Genomic DNA, 16,230 nt, shown 5'->3' on the forward strand with positions numbered 1-16,230 from the left:
GGATCCGGCCGCTACGGCGAGAACGACGTTCCGCAGTCGGTACAGGAGAACCGGAACCGCCCCTCGTCGGTGAGTTCGGTGTCGTGGACTCGTTCTTCGCCGCAGTCGCGACACTCGACGATCGACTCGATCCGGTCCCAGTCGTGGCCGGCGCCCGGCGCGCCGACCGCCCACGCGACCGCCCCCTCGTCGGCGTCCTCGGGCACGAACCCGGACTGGAACTCGCCGGGCGCGAAGCGGATCAGTTCGCCCGCGCCGACCTCGACCCGCTCGCGCTCGCGACCGACCTCGAAGGTGGCGGTGCCCGAGAGCACGTAGAATATCTCCTCCTGGTCGCCGTGGGTGTGAAGCCCGCCGGAGAACGCGTCGCCGGGCGCGAGTTCGAAGTAGTTCATCGCGACGTGGTCGGTGCCGAGGGCGCGCGAGACCGGCTTCCGGAGGTCGTGAACGCCCATGGGGTTCGTGACGACGTCGACGTCGTCGATCGCGACTCGCTCCATACCGGCCGGTCGGAAGGTGGCTCCCTAACGCTGTCGGCGGTTCCGTCGGGACTCGGCCGAGACGCCGTCGAGAGATCGTCACTTCGACCCGGGGGCTGGCGACGATCGGTCGGTCATTCCTGACGCGACCCGGCAGTTTATCCGTGTGACCGTCGTTCGCATGGGTACGAATGACGCGAGACACTCGCGATCGTTCGGAGGATAGAGGAAGTCGCCTCACGGCGGCTGGCCGCGAAATTCTCCGACGATAACGACACCGGGGCACGACCGCCCCGCGGCGGCACCGACCCCCAGACCACCGACGAGCCGACGGATTCCCTTTTGACCCGAACACCACTCACCGACCTCGACGAGGTACAGCTACTCGATACCACCCTGCGCGACGGCGAACAGATGCCGGGCGTCTCGCTGTCGCCCGGCGAGAAGGTCGAGGTCGCCCGTGAGCTCGACGCCGCCGGCGTCCACCTGATCGAGGCCGGGTCGGCGTGTACCTCCGCGGGCGAGCGCGAGGCGATCCGCCGGGTCGCCGCGGAGGGGCTCTCGGCGACCGTGACGAGCTTCGCCCGCGGCGTGAAAGCCGACGTGGACCACGCGCTCGACTGCGGCGTCGACGGCGTCAACCTCGTCGTCCCGGCCTCCGACAAACACGTCGAGACGAAGGTGGGGTCGACCCGCGACGAGGTCGTCGGGACGACCGTCGAACTCGTCGAGTACGCCAAGGAGCACGGGCTGTGGGTCGAGGTGCTCGGCGAGGACGGCTCGCGGGCCGACCTCGACTACCTCGAACGCCTGCTCGGCGCCGGCCTCGACGCGGGAGCGGACCGGATCTGCTACTGCGACACGGTCGGCGCGGCCGACCCCGAGCGCACCGCCGAAGTAGTTTCGCGGCTCGCCGACCTCGGGCCGACGAGCCTCCACACGCACGACGACCTCGGGTTCGGCGTGGCGAACGTCCACGCCGGGCTGAAGGCGGGCGCCGACACCGTCCACGGCACCGTCCTCGGGGTCGGCGAGCGCGCCGGCAACGTCGCGCTCGAAGAGGTCGCGGTCGCGCTCGCCCGGTCGTACGACGTCGACACCGTCGAGCTCGAACGGCTCTACCGGCTCTGCCGGACCGTCTCGGAGGCGACCGGGGTCGCGCTCCCGCCGAACAAGGCCGTCTGCGGGGCCAACGCCTTCGCCCACGAGTCCGGCATCCACACCGACGGCACCCTCAAGGACGGGACGATGTACGAGCCGTACCCGCCGGAGACGGTCGGGCGGGAGCGCCGGCTCGTCCTCGGCAAGCACGCGGGCCGCGCCGGGGTGAAGGCGGCGCTCGCCGAACACGACGTGGCGGTCGACGAGGACGAGCTCCGCGACGTCGTCGCCCGCGTCAAGGAGCTCGGCGAGCGCGGCAAGCGCGTCACCGACGCGGACCTGCTCGCCATCGCCGACGACGTTCGCGGCCGCGAGCGCGAGCGCCACGTCGAACTCGTCGACCTCTCGGCGACCTCCGGCGGGAACCTGCCGACCGCCTCGGTCCGGCTCCGCGTCGGCGACGACGAGCGGGTCGCCTCCGGCACCGGCGCGGGCCCGGTCGACGCGGGACTGGAGGCGGTCCGCACGGCGCTTTCGGGCGACGGCGGGAGCGGAGACGACTCGACCGCCGACGGCGTCGCCTTCGAGCTCGACTCCTACCACGTCGACGCGATCACGGGCGGCACCGACGCGGTCGTCACCGTCGAGGTGGACCTCTCGCGCGGCGACCGCTCCGTGAGCGTCTCCGCGTCGGACGCGGACATCACCCGCGCGAGCGTGGTCGGGATGGTCGACGGGCTCGACCGACTGCTCGCCGCCGAGGCCGACGCCGACGGCGCGGAGCCGGGCGCCGTCGCGGACGACTGAACGCGCCGGCGTCTGACGAGGTTTTTACCTGACGGCGCCCGATCACCGGGCGTGAGCGTCGTCGTCGCGATCAAACCGTCCGCACGCAAGCGGAACGCGAAGGTGGGCAAACTCGTCTTCGAGGACGGGACCCTCCACGCGTTCGAGAGCCGGGCGGCCGCCGAGCGGTGGGCCGACGACCTCTCGGCCGGCGACGGCCACGTCTGGGTGGCGAGCGCGCACCCGAGCGACGGCGGCGACGCCGACTGTTACCTCGTCTCGCGGGCCACGAACGCGAAACTGGAGGCCGCCTACGACAAGCGCCGCCGCCGGCTCAGGGGCGACCGAGCGCCCGAGCAGGAGTCGCTCGGCGGCGAGCCGTAGCATCCGGTGTCACTCGTCGGCCGGCCCGTCCACGACGTCGCCTTCGAACCCGGCGATCGCCTCCATGACGGCCTCCCGGTCGGCGTCGTCGACGTCGAAGACGCGCAGCGCCTCGTCGAGGTGCGTCGCGACCGCCTCGTACTCCTCGGGCGTGATCGCCAGCTCCTCGTGAGCGGTCTTCATGTCGTCGCCCTCGTACTGCATCGGCCCCCCGGTGACCGCGCTCAGGAACTTGGTCTGGTGTGAGCGCTGATCGGACATGTCGACGTCGTCGAACTGGTGAGCCACGCGCTCGTCGTCGAGCACGCGCTCGTAGAACTCGTCGACGATCGCACCGATCGCCGGCTCGCCCCCGAGCCGGTCGTACAGCGCCTCGTTGGGCATGCGTCGAAAACGACCCCCTGCCGTATCACTGTTCGCCTCGCGCTCGCGTCGAGAATGCCGACGAACCGCTCACGACGCCCCCTCGTCCGGGTCTGGATCGGCGTCCGGCCCGGAGCCGCGCGCGTCCATCATGTCGGCGGCGCGGGTCGCCCAGTCCGAGTACCGGAAGCCCGCGGCGACGACGAGCGCCATCCAGACGTAGGCGGCGAAGACGCCGACGTACGCGCCGGTGGGGCCGAGCCCCGCGGTGCGGCCGAGCAGCCACGACAGCCCCAAGAAGAGCCCGAACATCGCCGAGACGCGGGCGACGAGGGGGATCCGCGTCTCGCTCGCGCCCTGGAGCGACCCGGACAGGGCGGAGAAGCAGGCGAGCGCCCCGGCGGCGACCCCGTACACCCGCGCGAAGTCGACCGCGTAGGCCACCGTCTCCGGGTCGTCGGTGAAGATCGGAACGATCCGCGGCGCGGCGACCACGAGCGCGAGCCCGATCGTGCCGACCGTGAGGACGCCGAGCGCGGCGACCGCCCACCCGTCGAACCGCGCGGCCTCCGGGTCGCCCTCGCCGAGCGACTGGCCGACCAGCACGGACGCCGCGACGTTGTAGCCGCGGGAGAGCGGCCCGGTCACCTGCTGGTAGACGCGGCGGCCGATCTGGAAGCCGGCGTTGACGGGCTCGCCGAAGCCCAAGAGGAGGGCGTTGAACGGGAACTCGGCGATCTCGGAGCCGAACCCCTCCACCACCCGCGGGGCGCTCACGGTCAGGAGCTGCTTCGCGATCGTGAGGTCGCGCGGCAGCGCGAAGTCCGCGTCCGTCCACGAGCCCCAGATCGCGAAACAGAGCAGGCCGGCGGTGAGCACGTTCGCGCCCGCGGTCGCGAGCCCGACGCCCGTGACTTCGAGCCGCGGGAAGCCGAAGAGTCCCAGTCCGAGGACGACCGAGCCGGCGATGTTGACGGAGTTGGCGGCGATGTTGACGTACATCGGCGTCCGGGTGTCGCCCGTCCCCTGAAGCGCGCGGGCGCCGACTAAGGCGACGTGACGGAAGGGGGCGGTCGCGAACACGATCGCGAGGTACGTCGACCCGAGGTCGACGACCGCCGGCGAGGTCGGCTCGCCGACGAACCGACCGAACACGTCGATCGCGAACTCTCCGAAGAGGAACCCGAAGAGGACGAACGGGATCCCGGCGAGCGCGCCGATCAGGATCGCCTGCGTCACGGCCTCGTCGCGGTTGTCCGCGACGCCCGCACCGGTGTCCTGCGAGGAGAGCGCGATGGCGCCGCCGCCGAGACCGAGTCCGATCCGCAGCGGGAACCGCGCGTACAGGTCGGCGAGCCCGATCGCGACGACCGCGGCGGGCGAGAACAGCGCGGTGACGAGGATGTCCGTCGTCCGCATCGCGGTGCGGAACGTCTGCTCGGACATGACGGGCCACGCGAGCGAGAACACGCGCCGCCAGACGCGCCGCAGCCGCGGGAAGTCCATGTACCGCCGCCGACGGCCGCCCGCGGTTTTTACGTATCGGAGCCGGCCGACTCGACCGGTGCGTGCGGGAGCGTCACCGCGAACCGCGCGCCCCCGTGCTCCGACTCGCCGACGTCGAGCGAGCCGTCGTACGCCTCGGTGAGCGCCGCGACCAGGTCGAGACCGCTGACCGTCCCGTCCGGCGAGTCGCCGAGTACCCCCTCGCCCGACCCGACGGCCGCCTCGTCGCGCCGTTCGTCGGGGGCGGACAGTCGGTCGCGGGCCGCGGGCGGGAGCCCCGGCCCGTCGTCCGCGACGACCAGCGCGACGCCGTCGTCGGTGAGTCGGACCGCGACGCGGACGGTGACGTCCGGCCCGCCGTGCTCGGCCGCGTTCTCGACGAGGTTGTGGACGATCGCTCGCACGCCGTCGTTGGCCGCGACGGGCGCCGTCTCGGGGAGGTCGGTCTCGACGGTCACCGAGCGGTCGCCGTCGACCCCCGACAGCACGTTCCGGACCGTCGCCACCAGGTCGGTGCGGCCGCGGTCGGCGTCGCCGAGGAGCGCGTCGGCGACGGCGCTCGCCGCCTCGATGCGTTCGAGCCCCTCGTCGGCCTTCGAGGCCACGACCGCCGCGTGGTCCGAGCCGTCGTCGGCCGCGAGCAGGTCGGCGTACCCGTGGATCGTCGAGAGGTCGTTGCGGAGGTCGTGACGCAGGAGGTGGTTCACGAGCGAGACGGTCCGGACCGCGTCCCGGGCGCGGCGGGCGTCGGCGGCCTGTCGGACCGCGTAGTACCCCGCGACCGCGCCGCCGAGTCCCCCGACGCCCGCGGCGACGAGCATCGGGAAGACCGGCTCGACGAGCGGGCGCCCTTCGAGGACGCGGACCCCGACCGTCGCGCTGAACGCGGCGACGGTGAAGGCCGTCCCGAAGCCGGTCCACCGCGCGACGCGCCACTCCTCGGTCGGCGAGAGCCCGCGGTCGGCGATCCGGCGGCCGGCCGCGATGAGCCCGACCGCGACCCCGCCGTCGAGCGCGAACGCCAGCAGCGGCCCGGTCGCGGTCCTGACCCGCTCGACCTCGTCGAGGTGGTGGAGCGCCGCGGCCGCGAGGAGACCGACACCGAGCAGTGAGACGGCGTGGCGGCCGCGCAACGTCGGCATTGTCCGTGTAACCGTCGTTACGACCAAAGTCGTTGTGATCGGTCGAAGGCGGGGCGACGGGTCGGAGGGATCGGGGCTAACGGGACGACTCCGAGGGCCGTCGGAGCGGCTTGCGCGCCTGACCGCCAGAACGTTGAAACCCGCGAGCGTCCGACGGCTCCCATGGACGTCTTCGTGTACGGGACGCTGACCGAACCCGACGCCGTCGCCGACGTGGCGGACTCGTTCGTCTTCGTCGGCCCCGCGACGCTCACCGGCCTCCGGCTCGTGGAGGGGCGGTATCCGACGCTCGCGCCGGGCGGCGAGACCGCCGGACGGCTGCTCCGGACCGAGGAGATCGGGGCGCTCGACGCGTACGAGGACGTGGACGGCGGGCTGTACGTCAGAGAGACCGTCCCGCTCGACGCGCCGGCGGACTACCCCGAGACGGCCGCGGTGTACGTCGGGGACCCCGGCCGGCTCGACGCGGACGCGACCTGGCCGGGCGACGGCCCGTTCGCCGACCGGGTGCGAGCGGTGCTCGGCGAGCGTGAGGTACGGGTGCGTCTGACACCCCGAGATCGCGTCTGACGGGCGGATGACGGCTCCGCAGTCGTGCGGTTTCACTTTCGCTTTGGTAGCCTCACCTTTTTGTATTCCCACCGCCTCGTTCCACTCGCACGTCACACGCGTGCATTCCCCCTTTCACGAACCGCGAGCCGCCGGCTCGCGGATTCGACCCGTCGACCGCTACCGACCGGAACCGATTAGCGGGCGGCGCGGCGACGGGACCTCATGCTCAGTCTCTCCGACATCCGTGAGGCGCGCGAGCGGGTCGCGGGCGTCGCCCGCCACACGCCCTTAGAGCGGTCGCGGTCCTTCTCCGAGATGAGCGGCGCCGACCTCCACCTCAAGCTGGAGAACTTCCAGCGGACCGGCGCGTTCAAGATCCGCGGCGCGATGAACCGGATCCAGACGCTCTCTGAGGCGGAACGCGAGGCCGGCGTCGTCACCGCGAGCGCCGGCAACCACGCGCAGGGCGTGGCGCTGGCCGCCAGCCGCGCGGGCGTCGACGCCACCGTCGTGATGCCGAAGTTCGCGCCCGTCTCGAAGGTGAAAGCGACCCGCGGATACGGCGCGAGCGTCCGGCTGGAGGGCGTCGACTACGACGAGGCGCAGGCGTACGCGCACCAACTGGAACGCGAGGAGGGCCGAACGTACGTCCACGCGTTCGACGACCCGGTCGTGATGGCCGGACAGGGGACGCTCGGCTTAGAGATCGTCGACGACTGCCCCGAGTTGGACACCGTCGTCGTCCCGATCGGCGGGGGCGGGCTGATCTCGGGCGTCGCCGTCGCGATCAAAGAGCAGCTGCCCGACGTGCGTGTCGTCGGCGTTCAGGCCGAGGGGGCCGCCTCGGCGGCGCAGTCGCTCGAAGCCGGCGAGGTCACGGAGATCGACAGCGTCGACACGATCGCCGACGGGATCGCGACGCGCTCGGTCGGCGAGCGGACCCTCGAAGTCATGGCCGAGTACGTCGACGAGGTCGTCACGGTCGACGACCGCGAGATCGCCTTGGCGCTCACGCTCCTCTTGGAGCGCTCGAAGACGCTCGTCGAGGGCGCCGGGGCGGTCGCGCTCGCCGCGGTCCTCTCGGAGGCGTTCGAGTACGAGGACGACGAGACGATCGTGGCCGCGCTGTGCGGGGGCAACATCGACCTCAACCGCCTCGGCACCGTGGTCCGCCGTGGACTCGTCCAGATGGGACGGTACCTCAAGATCACGATCGACCTGAAGGACCGGCCGGGAGAGCTAGAGCGCGTCTCCAGCATCGTCGCGCGCACCGGCGCGAACGTGTACGCGGTCCACCACGACCGCACCTCCCGCGACGTGGCGGTCAACGCGGCCGAGCTCGAACTCGAATTGGAGACCGACGACGCCGAACACGCCGCCGACATCGTCGACGCGCTCGAAGCCGAGGGGTACGAGGTCGAGATCCAGTCGTGAAGCGCGCAGTGACTATTTATAAATGAAACTGCGGTGGCGCGTGCCTCCGAGTGGCCGCCGGAGGCGGCCGCGAGTAGTGAGAGACCTTCGGTCTCTCTGACAGCCGGCGGCGGAGCCGCCGACGAGAGCACGCGCGAGGTCGTCGGGCGAAGCCCGACTGCCAGAGGGACCTTTGGTCACTCGCTGGAGTCAGTCGCCTCCGCTTCGCTCCGGCGACTGACGAGGCTGGGGAGGCGTGAGGTGCTGTGCGGGGCGGGGTGGGAATCAAAGGGGCAGCCGGGAGGACGAAGCCCGACGACGCAAGCACCGCAGCGAGCGGACCGAGCAAGGCGCGCAGCGAGGCGCGCGAGTCCTCCCGGCTGGGGCTTTGGAGGTGTTCTCCGCCGATCCACAGTCAACTGTTTATAAGCGATCGGCTGGGGCTTTTTATGAACGCTACAGCGAACGAGTATCAGTCGTCCGCGGCCGCGGCGTCGACCTCGGCCTCGTACAGTTCGCCGGCGCGCTCGCGCTCGGAGAGGTACTCGTCGACGTCGAGCGCGGCCATCACGCCCATGCCGCCGGCGGTGGCCGCCTGCTGGTAGTGGAAGTCGACGACGTCGCCGGCGCCGAACAGCCCCGGAACGCCGGTCGCGGTCTGGTTGCCGCCGCGGCCGCCCTCGGTGATCAGGTAGCCGTCGTCGTCGGTCTCGATCCCGGTGCCCTCCAAGAAGTCGGTGTTGGGCGTGTGGCCGATGGCGTAGAAGACCGCGCCCACGTCGAAGTCGTACTCGTCGACCTCGTCGGCGGTCGCCGAGTCGGCCAGCTTCTCCGTCGGGTGGCCGTCCGGGTGCTCGACGAGCGTCACGTGGTCGATACCGTCCTCGGGCGTCCCGTGGATCTCGGTGAGCTCGGTGTTGAGGAGCAGTTCGATCTCGCCGTCCTCGACCTTCTCCATCGTGCGTTCGATCCAGACGTCCTCCGCGCGGAACTCCTCGCGGCGGTGGGCGATGTAGACGGTGTCCGCGAACTTCGTCAGGAAGTTCGCCTCCTCCATCGCGGCGTCGCCGCCGCCGACGACGAGCATGTCCTCGTCGCGGAAGAACGCGCCGTCACAGGTCGCACACGTCGAGAGGCCGTATCCCATCAGCTCGTCCTCGCCGGGGACGCCGAGGGTGCGGGCGGAGGCGCCGGAGGCGACGACGAGGGCGTCGGCGGTGTAAACGTCGCCGTCGGTGAGCGCGACGCGGAAGTGTCCCGCCGGCTCCTTCCGTACGTCCTCGATGACGCCGTTGCGGGACTCGGCGCCGAATTTCGTCGCCTGTTCTTTCATGTCGTTGATCAGCTGGGGTCCGGAGATCCCCTCGGGGAAGCCGGGGTAGTTCTCCACGTCGGTCGTCAGCGTGAGCTGGCCGCCCGGCTCGTCGCCCTCGATGAGGAGGGGGTCGTTGTTCGACCGCGCGGCGTAGATGGCGGCCGAGAGCCCCGAGATACCGGTGCCGGCGATAATCAGTCGACGGTGTTCGACAACGTCGTCGGTCATGTTCCGTAATTTGCCGGCGCGTCGTATGTACGTTGCGACCGTTGCGCGTTTCCCGCACGACCGCCTGACCGTGCCGTCCCCGCCGGTGACGGATGCGTCGCGCCGCCGCGAGGCGGGTTCGCCCGGCCTCGCCTCAGTCCGTCGGGAACTCGGGCGAGAGCCCGGTCGGCTGCGCGGGCGCGTCGGCGAGCGCCTCGAAGAACCGGCCGGCGACGAACGCCTCGACGACGTCCGGCAGCGACTCCGACTCGGAGACCTCGCTCAGGATGCCGAGCGGGACCTGCGCGCCGGCCATCGAGGCGTGGCCGCCGGCCGAGCCCACGGGGTCGAGCGCGTCGCGAAGGAGTTCGCCCGCGTCGAGGTCGGCGCCGCGGGCGCGGGCGGAGCCGTAGATCACGCCGTCCATGTAGCCGTAGACGAACGTCACCGTCACGTCTTCCAGGTCGAGGAGCCGTTCCGCCGCCTGCGCGAGCGCGTCGCGGTCGGCTATCTCGCCGACGCAGGAGGCGGCCACCGACCCGCGGACGTCCCGGTTCTCGATGGCGGCCGCGAGGACGCGCAGCGTCTCCGGGCTCACGCTCGGGCTCTCGACCCGTTCGAGCGTCGACTCGTCGGCGTGCGCGAGCAGCGCGGCCGCCGCCTCGAAGTCGTCGATGGCGGTCGCGCGCGTGAAGTTCTTCGTGTCGATCCGGATGCCGTAGAGGAGCGCCGTGGCGAGGTCCCGCTCCGGCGCGATCCCGTACCGCGAGAGGTACTCTGCGATTAGCGTGCTCGTCGAGCCGACCGCGGGGCGGATGTCGACGAACGACCCCGCGACCGGCCCCCGCGGCGGGTGGTGGTCGACGACGACGTCGACCGGGTGGCCCTCGGGGAGGCTGTCGTTGATCCCCGCGCGGGAGTGGTCGACCAAGGCGACGCCGCCGTACGCCTCCAGGTCGATCTCGTCGAACGGCCGCAGCCCGATTCCGAGGAGGTTCACCAGCGCGCGGTTCTCCTGATGGGCGATCTCGCCGCCGTAACAGGCGTCCGCCTCGACGCCGATCGACTCCGCGATCCGCGCCAGTCCGAGGGCGCTCGCGATGGCGTCCGGGTCGGGGTTGTCGTGCGCGACGACGAGGAGCGGCCCGGAGAGCCGGCGGAGCGTCGCGAGCAGGCGAGCCGGCTTCTCGCCGTCGTCGTCGATGTGGGGGAACTCCCCGTCGCCGTCGGCGCCGCGGTCGCCGTCGAGCCCGACGGCCTCGAAGACGCGGTCGGCGACCGCCTCGATCGGGTCGACCACGCGGTCGGCGACCGCTTCGACCGCCGCCCGCTGTGCGTCGGTCGGCGACGGTCCGAGGTGCGCGATAATCATCGCGTCCGGGTACCGCTCCCGGGCCGCGCGGGCGGCGGCGACGTTGCGCTCTGCGTCGTCGCTCGCGATCAGCACGACCGCGGCGCTGTCGGGGTAGGTCCCGGGGTCGGTCGGGTCGGCCTCGACGGTGGCGACGTTGCGGTCGCGCAGCGTCGACACCCAGCCGGTGTCGTCGGTGATCGCCACCAGGTCGTCGCGTCCGCCGCGCTCGTCGCGGGCGTACTCGACGAGCGCGTTCCCGACCGCGCTACAGCCGAGCAGCAGGCGCCGGGTCATACGGACGCGAGGGGGTCGCGAGGCAAAACGCTGCCGTCGGCGCCCGCGACCCGGCGCGGAACGCTCGACCGCGTCACTCCCCGTCCCCCGCGGCGTCGCCCTCGTCGCGGAGCGCCCCGCCGACCGCGGCGGCGACGTCGACCGCCGCGCGGTTCTCGGCGACGTCGTGGACGCGGACGATGTCCGCGCCGCGGTCGGCGGCGAGGGCGGTGCCGGCGACGGTCGCGTGCTCGCGGTCGTCGGCGTCGCGCCCGACCGCGCCGTACAGCGACTTGTGCGAGTGGCCGACGAGGACGGGGCAGCCGAGCGCCGCGAACTCCCCGCAGCGCGCGAGCAGCTCGAAGTCCTCCGCCGGCGACTTCCCGAAGCCGAGCCCGGGGTCGACGATGACGCGGTCGCGGTCGATGCCGGCCGTGTCGGCCAGCGCCAGCCGCTCGCGCAGCGCGTCGACGACCTCGCCGACCACGTCGTCGTACTCGGGGTCGGCGTCGGGGTCGACCGGCGCGTCGAGGCTGTGCATCACGATCACCGGGCAGTCGGCGTCGGCGACGACCGAGCGCATCTCGGGGTCCTCCAGCCCGGTCACGTCGTTGATCACGTCGGCGCCGGCGTCGAGCGCCGCCGACGCGACCGCCGGCTTCCGCGTGTCGACCGAGACCAGAACGTCGCCCGATCCCACGGCCGGCACCGACTGAATCGCCTCGATCGTCGGGACGACGCGGTCGATCTCGTCGTCGACCGGGACCGGCTCCGCGCCCGGTCGGGTCGACTCGCCGCCGACGTCGACGATGTCGACCCCGGCCTCGACCATCCGCTCGACGCCCGCGACCGCGTCGTCGAGGTCGGCGTGGCGCCCGCCGTCGTGGAAGGAGTCCGGCGTGACGTTGAGCACGCCCATCACGGCGGTGCGGTCGGTCCACGGGAAGTCGGGGTCCTCGTCGGCGGCGTTGGTGGCGGCGGCGTCACCGCCCCCGGTGTCGGCCTCGTTCGAGAGTGCGCCCGCGAGGTCGGCCGCCACGCCGTCGAGCCCGCCCCCGTCGGCCGCGACGAGGCGGTCGACGAGCGCGCGGAGTTCGGCGACCGTTCCGGCGACGGTGAGCGGCACCTGCTCGTCGCCGGCACCGCGACGCTCGTCGGCGCCGAGCCCGACGAGGTCCGCGTCGCCGCCGACCGCGCGGGCCTCGGCCGCGAGCCGCTCGGCGCGGTCGCCGCGGAGGCGCAGCGTGAGGGCGCGGTGGTCGACGCCGTCGCGGTGCGCAGCGACGCCCGCGGGGGGAACGCCGGCCGGGTCGAGCGCGTGTGCGGCGTCGTCCGCGTCGCGGACCGTGCGCTCGCGGACCGTACGGGTCCGGGCCGCACGGGCCTCCGCGACCGCGAACAGCGACCCGACGAGCAGCACGCAGTCGTCGGGGTCGGCGCGGTCGACCGCGGTCGCGAGCGCGTCGGTCACGTCGTCGCCCGCCGTCACGCGGTCGATCCCCGCCGACCGGAGCGCGACCGCGAGCACTTCCGGGTCCTCGGCGCGGTCGAGCGCGGGCCGGCAGGTGACCGCCGACGCCGCGTCGGGCAGGGCGGTGGCCGTCTCCGCGTGGTCTTTGTCGTGCATGGCGCCGTACACGAGGTGGAGGTCGTCGTAGTCGTACTCGGCGAGCGTCGCGGCGAGCGTGCGGGCGGCGGCGGGGTTGTGCGCGCCGTCGAGGACGGTCAGCGGCGCCGTCTCAAGCACCTCGAACCGGCCGGGCCACGTCGCCCGCGCGAGCCCGTCGCGGACCGAGCGGTCGGCGAGGTCGGTCTCCAGCGCCGCCGCCGTCCGGTCCGCGACCGCGACGGCGACCGCCGCGTTCGCCGCCTGGTGGCGGCCGACGAGCGGGATCCGGTACGTCCCCTCGCGCTCGCCGGCGAGCGAGACCTCGGCGTCGGTGGCGCTGACTCGGCCCTCGTAGGTCGCCGCGAACGCCGGCCGGTCGTCGGCCTCGTCGGATTCGGAGCTCCCGGGGCCCCCGTCGCCGGTCACTCGCGTCACCGGGGCGCCGGCGTCGGCCGCGACCTCGCGGACCACGTCGAGCGCCTCGCCGTCGCAGGCGGTCACGAAGGGGGCGTCGGGGCGGGCGATACGGGCCTTGGTGCGGGCGATCTCGGCGACCGTGTCGCCGAGGACCGCGGTGTGTTCGAGGGAGACGTTCGTCACGGCGGTGGCGACGGGGTCGACCGCGCTGGTCGCGTCGTACTCGCCGCCGAGGCCGACCTCCAGCACCGCGACGTCGACCTCGCGGCGCGCGAACTCGTGGACCGCCATCGCCGTGACGACCTCGAAGAACGTGAGCGGCTCGCCGGCGGCCGCCCGGTCGATCAGCCACGGGCGGACCTCCTCGACGAAGTCGGCGATCGCGGCCTCGGTCATCTGCCGGCCGTCGACGCGGACGCGCTCCGCGAGCGCTGAGAGGTGCGGCGAGGTGTACAGCCCCACCGACAGCCCCGCCTCGCGCAGGACCGACTCGGTCATCCGCGCCGCGCTGCCCTTCCCGTTCGACCCCGCGATCTGGACGAACGGCACCCCGTCTTGCGGATCGTCGAGGTGCGCGAGCAGCGCCTCGACCCGCTCCGTGCCGGGCTTGACCGAGAAGCGGCGGAGGTCGAAGAGGAACGCCGCCGCCTCGTGGTAGTACATACGCCGTAGGTCGGGAGCGCCTCGCTTAGGGGTAACGGACCGGGACGAGGTGGTCGATTGCGTGGGGAGCGGGTGAGACTCGGCCGGTGTCGAGAGCGCAACCGTCGACGCACCGCCCGCGCGGCCGGACCAGATCGGCCCCGGAACCACGACGACCGCCGAAGTCCCAGTCGCCCAGGTATAAATGGGTGATCACGGATCGGCGGTGAACACCGCCAAAGCCCCTGCCGCGAGGACTCGCGACTGCCCCTTCGAGTCCCGCCCCGCACGGCACCGCACGGCGCCGCACGCCTCCCCAGCCTCGTCGCTCACGTTTAAACGCGCTCGCGACTCGCTCGCGCTCGGTCGCCGGGCTACGTCCGGCTGCCAGAGGGACCGAAGGTCCCTCGCTGTTCGCGCCGCGTTGCGGTGCTCACCGGGGCGCGCTGAACGGCGGTTGATCGGGGTGTGTCGCCGCCGAAGAGCAACCCTTACGCGCGCCGCGGCCGCAGTCGGGTTATGGACGAGACAGCGACCGACGCCGCGGTCGACGCCCCCGCCGACGGGGCGACTCCGGGCGGCCCCGCGGCCGACCCCGTCGTCGTCGGCGAGGGCATTCGCAAGTCGTACGGCGGCGTCGACGCGCTCGACGGGGTCGACCTCGACGTTGCCGCCGGCGAGGTGTTCGGGCTCATCGGCCCGAACGGCGCCGGGAAGACGACGCTCGTGCGCGCGCTCACTGGGACGACCGAGGCCGAGGGCGACCTACGCGTCTTCGGCGCGCCGCCGCGAGACGTCGACCCGGCCCGGATCGGGCTGCTCCCGCAGTCGTTCGACCCGCCCGCGCGGCTCACGGCCCGCGAACTGGTCGACTACTACGGCGGGCTCTACGACGCGGCCCGGGACACCGAGTCGGTCCTCGAAGACGTGGGGATGGCCGACGACGCGGACGCGTGGTACGAGACGCTCTCGGGGGGACAGAAGCGCCGCACCTGCGTCGCGACCGCGGTCGTCAACGACCCGGACCTCCTCTTCCTCGACGAGCCGACGACCGGGATCGACCCCGCCGGGCGACGGGCGATCCATCGGCTGATCGAGCGGCTGGCGGCGGGCGGCACCACCGTCTTCCTCACGAGCCACGCGATGGACGAGGTCGAGCGGCTCACCGACCGGGTCGCGCTGCTCCGCGACGGGCGGGTCATCGCGGTCGGCGCGCCGGACCGACTGGTGAGCGAACACGGCGGCGCGCCCCGGTTGGACGCGACGCTCGCCGACCCGACGACGGACGCGACCGTCGAGGCCGTCGCGTCGGGCGTCCGGGAGCGACTCGGCGGCGAGCCGACGGTCGAGGCGACCGACGACGGCCTCCGGGTGCGCGGCGTGCGACCCGAGGACATCGGCGACGCCGTCGCCGCGCTCGACGCGGCCGGGGTCGCGTTCGACTCCCTCTCGTGGTCCGAGCCGTCGCTGGAGGACGTGTACCTCCGGCTCACCGGCGAGGAGTACGCGCGCCGGGGAGACGGCGGACTACCGGACGAGGGGGTCGGTCGGGGGCGCCGCGCAGCCGACGGCGCGACGCCGGACGGGGGCGACCGATGAGCCGGTTCGGGCGGATATCGACGGAGGCGGTCGCGGCGGCGCGCTCGTTCACCCGTCGCCGGACGGCGGTGTTCTTCACCTTCTTTTTCCCGGTAATCCTAGTCGTCATCTTCGGCGCGCTGGTGCGGACCCAGCCGACCGGCGGCGGCCTGTTCGCCGAGCCGGCGGGCTACTACATCCCGGGCTACCTCGCGGTCGTGGTCCTGTTCACGCCGCTGTCGCGGGTCGGCTCGGAGATCGCGCGCCACCGCGACGGCGGGCGGTTCGAGAAGCTGGCGACGACCCCGCTCTCGCGGGCCGAGTGGCTCCTCGCGCACACGCTGGTCAACGTCGGTATCATCGGCGCCGCGAGCCTGCTCATCCTCGGCCTCGTGCTCGCGGTGACCGACGCGACGCTTATCGTCTCGCCGGCGCTCGCCGCGTTACCCGTCTTCGTCGCGGTCGCGGTCGCGCTCTTCTGCGGGCTCGGGGCCGTCCTCGGCGCGCTCGCCGACTCGCAGGACGGCGTGATCGCCGCGAGCAACACGGTCGCACTCCCGCTCCTGTTCCTCTCGGAGACGTTCGTCACCCCGTCGCTCCTGCCGGAGTGGTTCCTCCCGGCGGTCGCGGCCTCGCCGCTGACGTACTTCGCCCGCGGCACCCGCGCGATCACCTTCGACGGCGGCGCGTGGGCCGGCGACCTCCTCGTGTTGACCGCGCTGGCCGCCGTCTTCCTCGCCGTCGGGGCGTACGCGGTGCCCCGGACGGAGTGAGGCGGCCGCCGTCGCGGCGCCGCGACGGCGTGACTCCTTCGGCGCCCGAGGGCCGCGGTCGTCGCGGAACCGTTCATTTATGTCCGCAGCCCGCGTTCCGCTGACACGAGAGGCCCAGCGTTGACCACCGTTCACTTCACCTGTTCGGACTGCGCACAGACCATCGAGGTCAACGACGCGATGCGCGAGACGATACTCGACGCCGGCTGCCCGGTGTGTACCGCGGCCGCGACGAAGGAGGACTTCGTCGCGACCTGCGAGTGACGGGGCCGGGCGTGCGACCGCCTGATCGGGGCGCGTTCACACACCCCGTCCGGTTGCTGTAGGTTTTTGCGT

14 protein-coding genes are annotated in these 16,230 nt (G+C 72.8%); 7 read left to right on the plus strand and 7 right to left on the minus strand.

All coding sequences use genetic code 11. The annotated features are described in order from the left end of the window. Positions 1 to 11: 11 nt before the first annotated feature. Positions 12 to 500 (minus strand): cupin domain-containing protein, encoded by a 489-nt coding sequence (locus tag ABDZ89_RS11895; protein ID WP_343779317.1) that lies wholly within the window; start codon positions 498 to 500, stop codon positions 12 to 14. Between the two features lie 321 nt (positions 501 to 821). Here ABDZ89_RS11895 and ABDZ89_RS11900 point away from each other — a divergent pair, with 321 nt between their 5' ends. Together ABDZ89_RS11900 and ABDZ89_RS11905 are read left to right on the plus strand one after the other, a co-directional pair. Continuing rightward, a complete protein-coding gene (locus ABDZ89_RS11900; protein ID WP_343779319.1) occupies positions 822 to 2,387 on the plus strand; it encodes an alpha-isopropylmalate synthase regulatory domain-containing protein in 1,566 nt (521 codons plus the stop codon). Positions 2,388 to 2,438: 51 nt separating this feature from the next. Continuing rightward, complete coding sequence (locus ABDZ89_RS11905) at positions 2,439 to 2,750, plus strand: DUF8081 domain-containing protein (protein WP_343779321.1); 312 nt, start codon at positions 2,439 to 2,441, stop codon at positions 2,748 to 2,750. A gap of 9 nt (positions 2,751 to 2,759) precedes the next feature. On the opposite strand, the gene ABDZ89_RS11910 is transcribed toward ABDZ89_RS11905, so the two are convergent. The 3 genes from ABDZ89_RS11910 to ABDZ89_RS11920 form a co-directional block, all read right to left on the minus strand. Next, positions 2,760 to 3,134 carry a group I truncated hemoglobin gene (locus ABDZ89_RS11910; protein WP_343779322.1) on the minus strand — a complete coding sequence of 125 codons (375 nt, stop codon included), beginning with the start codon at positions 3,132 to 3,134 and terminating at the stop codon, positions 2,760 to 2,762. Positions 3,135 to 3,203: 69 nt separating this feature from the next. After that, entirely contained in the window at positions 3,204 to 4,619 is a 1,416-nt protein-coding gene (locus ABDZ89_RS11915; protein ID WP_343779323.1) for an MATE family efflux transporter, read from the minus strand. Positions 4,620 to 4,648: 29 nt separating this feature from the next. After that, entirely contained in the window at positions 4,649 to 5,761 is a 1,113-nt protein-coding gene (locus tag ABDZ89_RS11920) for an ATP-binding protein (protein WP_343779324.1), read from the minus strand. A 162-nt stretch (positions 5,762 to 5,923) separates the two neighbouring features. On the opposite strand from ABDZ89_RS11920, the gene ABDZ89_RS11925 reads away from it, so the two are divergent. Both ABDZ89_RS11925 and ilvA read left to right on the plus strand, forming a co-directional pair. Then, the gene (locus ABDZ89_RS11925) at positions 5,924 to 6,331 is read left to right on the plus strand and encodes a gamma-glutamylcyclotransferase family protein (RefSeq protein WP_343779326.1); all 408 of its coding nucleotides are present in this window, start codon (positions 5,924 to 5,926) and stop codon (positions 6,329 to 6,331) included. 204 nt (positions 6,332 to 6,535) lie between these two features. After that, positions 6,536 to 7,747: a threonine ammonia-lyase gene (gene ilvA, locus ABDZ89_RS11930; RefSeq protein WP_343779327.1), complete on the plus strand. Its 1,212-nt coding sequence runs from the start codon at positions 6,536 to 6,538 to the stop codon at positions 7,745 to 7,747. Positions 7,748 to 8,198: 451 nt separating this feature from the next. Here the strand turns inward: ilvA and ABDZ89_RS11935 are convergent, their stop codons facing one another. The 3 genes from ABDZ89_RS11935 to folP form a co-directional block, all read right to left on the minus strand. After that, on the minus strand, positions 8,199 to 9,269 hold the full coding sequence (locus ABDZ89_RS11935) for an NAD(P)/FAD-dependent oxidoreductase (RefSeq protein WP_343779329.1): 1,071 nt from the start codon (positions 9,267 to 9,269) through the stop codon (positions 8,199 to 8,201). A 133-nt stretch (positions 9,270 to 9,402) separates the two neighbouring features. After that, the gene (locus tag ABDZ89_RS11940; protein WP_343779331.1) at positions 9,403 to 10,896 is read right to left on the minus strand and encodes a DHH family phosphoesterase; all 1,494 of its coding nucleotides are present in this window, start codon (positions 10,894 to 10,896) and stop codon (positions 9,403 to 9,405) included. Positions 10,897 to 10,969: 73 nt separating this feature from the next. Beyond that, on the minus strand, positions 10,970 to 13,564 hold the full coding sequence (gene folP, locus ABDZ89_RS11945) for a dihydropteroate synthase (protein WP_343779332.1): 2,595 nt from the start codon (positions 13,562 to 13,564) through the stop codon (positions 10,970 to 10,972). 498 nt (positions 13,565 to 14,062) lie between these two features. On the opposite strand from folP, the gene ABDZ89_RS11950 reads away from it, so the two are divergent. The 3 genes from ABDZ89_RS11950 to ABDZ89_RS11960 all read left to right on the plus strand — a co-directional run bounded on the left by ABDZ89_RS11950 (position 14,063) and on the right by ABDZ89_RS11960 (position 16,158). After that, positions 14,063 to 15,142, plus strand: coding sequence for an ABC transporter ATP-binding protein (locus tag ABDZ89_RS11950; protein WP_343779335.1), 1,080 nt, complete (start codon positions 14,063 to 14,065; stop codon positions 15,140 to 15,142). Then, a complete protein-coding gene (locus ABDZ89_RS11955) occupies positions 15,139 to 15,894 on the plus strand; it encodes an ABC transporter permease (RefSeq protein WP_343779336.1) in 756 nt (251 codons plus the stop codon). The genes ABDZ89_RS11950 and ABDZ89_RS11955 overlap by 4 nt, the downstream gene beginning before the upstream one ends. Before the next feature lie 120 nt (positions 15,895 to 16,014). Further along, positions 16,015 to 16,158 (plus strand): DUF7560 family zinc ribbon protein, encoded by a 144-nt coding sequence (locus ABDZ89_RS11960; protein WP_343779337.1) that lies wholly within the window; start codon positions 16,015 to 16,017, stop codon positions 16,156 to 16,158. The last annotated feature ends 72 nt before the right edge of the window (positions 16,159 to 16,230 follow it).

Origin of the sequence: Halorubrum ejinorense (assembly GCF_039522565.1) — an archaeon.
GTDB classification, from domain to species: domain Archaea; phylum Halobacteriota; class Halobacteria; order Halobacteriales; family Haloferacaceae; genus Halorubrum; species Halorubrum ejinorense.